At 69.6% G+C, this 1,637-nt stretch carries 2 protein-coding genes and 1 pseudogene; all 3 read left to right on the top strand.

Annotated elements, in window-relative coordinates; all coding sequences use genetic code 11:
• The coding region (locus tag ACFWF3_RS35170; protein WP_379318436.1) for a DUF1989 domain-containing protein at positions 1-677 on the top strand (677 nt) is incomplete at its 5' end.
• Positions 674-1,288: an urea amidolyase associated protein UAAP2 gene (locus tag ACFWF3_RS35165; protein WP_379318434.1), complete on the top strand. Its 615-nt coding sequence runs from the start codon at positions 674-676 to the stop codon at positions 1,286-1,288. The genes ACFWF3_RS35170 and ACFWF3_RS35165, both read left to right, overlap by 4 nt.
• A pseudogene (locus ACFWF3_RS35160) lies at positions 1,285-1,637 on the top strand (hypothetical protein); the annotation flags it as partial. The gene ACFWF3_RS35165 and the pseudogene ACFWF3_RS35160, both read left to right, overlap by 4 nt.

The following is a 1,637-nucleotide window of genomic DNA, read 5'->3' as shown; positions in this document are numbered from 1 at the left end:
CCCCCCAGACACCCCCTGACATAGATCCCACAAAAATCGTTGCCGCACAATGCATCCCCCCAGGCGGCTACGCGAACATCGCGCTCGGCCGAGGCACCCGAGTGCGCCTCAGCGACCCCACCGGCACCACCTGCGCCCACCTGTTCCTACTCCGGACCGAATCCCCCTGGGAACGGCTGAATGTCGCCGACACCGTGAAAGTCCCGTGGCAGGCCTACCTCAGCGCAGGCCATCCACTGCTCTCCGACCAAGGCCGGGTCCTGGCCACCGTCCTCGCCGACTCCGACGGCCACCACGACACCCTCTGTGGCCCCACCATCGAGGGCCGCCACCAACTCCACCTGGCAGGTGCCAAACAAGGTCTGGAGCCGCGCGATATCGGCCCCTCGATCGCGGTGTTCCGCGGAGCCGTGGTCGCGGTGGACGGCGCGATCGAGCCCACCGGCAACGGCCCGGCAGGCGCCACCCTCGACCTCATCGTCCACCTCCCCCTGACCCTCCTGGTCGCCAACGCCCCGCACCCCCTCGACGACCGCCCCACCGGCGACCTCGACCTTCTCGCCTGGTCCTCCCCCGCGGATCTGGACACCCGCAACGACGACCCCGAATACCGCCGGGCCGTGGAGAACACCGAAGCCGCCTGGACGGCCGCACTGAACACGGAGGTTCCGGCATGACCGCCACCCGCACCGTCGTCCTCGACGAGACCGTCCCCGCCCGGGCGCCGTGGTCGGCCGTCGTCCGCGCGGGCGACCACCTCGACATCATCGACCTGCACGGCAATCAGGCCGTCGACTGCCTGCTCTACTCCGCCGCCGATCGCACCGACCGCTACAGCGCCCAGGCCACCATCGCCGCCCAGCGCAACATCTTCCTCACCACCGGCAGCGTCCTGCGGACCGAAGGCGGCACCCCGCTGATGACGGTGGTCGCCGACGAGGTCGGCAACCACGACACCATCGCCGGCGCCTGCTCCCAGGAATCCAACACGCTGCGCTACGGCCACCACACCCGCCACCAGCACGCGTGCGTGGAGAACTTCCTGACCGCCGCTCTCGAATGGGGCCTGGGCAAACGCGACCTGGTCTCCAACATCAACTGGTTCATGAACGTCCCCGTCGAACCCGACGGCACGCTCGGCATCGTCGACGGCCTGTCCGCCCCCGGCAAGAAGCTCACCCTCCGGGCCGAGATCGACACTCTGGTCCTGGTTTCCAACTGCCCCCAGATCAACAACCCCTGCAACGGTTTCGACCCCACCCCGGTCCGCATGGTGGTGACCCGATGAGCCTCATCGACACCCGCATCCATCCCGCTGCCGACCTGGCCCCGACGAAGCCCCCCGCGCCCAGTGGTGTCATCGACTCGACCACGAAGCAGGCGGTCGGCCCGGCCGAGTCGCGCGCCGCGAGCACGGTCGACCCGACAGGCACCAGTGCGACCGAGCCGACTTCGGACACCCCGGCGGCGCCTGCGCCCAGTCGGCGGCGCCTCGATGTCGTCCGTCCCGGAATGCAGACCACCGTGCAGGACTGGCCGGGACGAATCGGGTACTGGCACATCGGAGTTCCGCCGTCGGGGCCGATGGATGACCTGTCGTTCCGCCTGGGCAATCGTGTGCTCGGCAACCTCGAGGG

The sequence above is a fragment of the Nocardia sp. NPDC060220 genome, assembly GCF_042727815.1.
In the GTDB taxonomy this organism is placed as follows: domain Bacteria; phylum Actinomycetota; class Actinomycetes; order Mycobacteriales; family Mycobacteriaceae; genus Nocardia.
The sequence above is the reverse complement of the archived record's forward strand: the minus strand, read 5'-3'. Positions and strand labels throughout refer to the sequence as shown.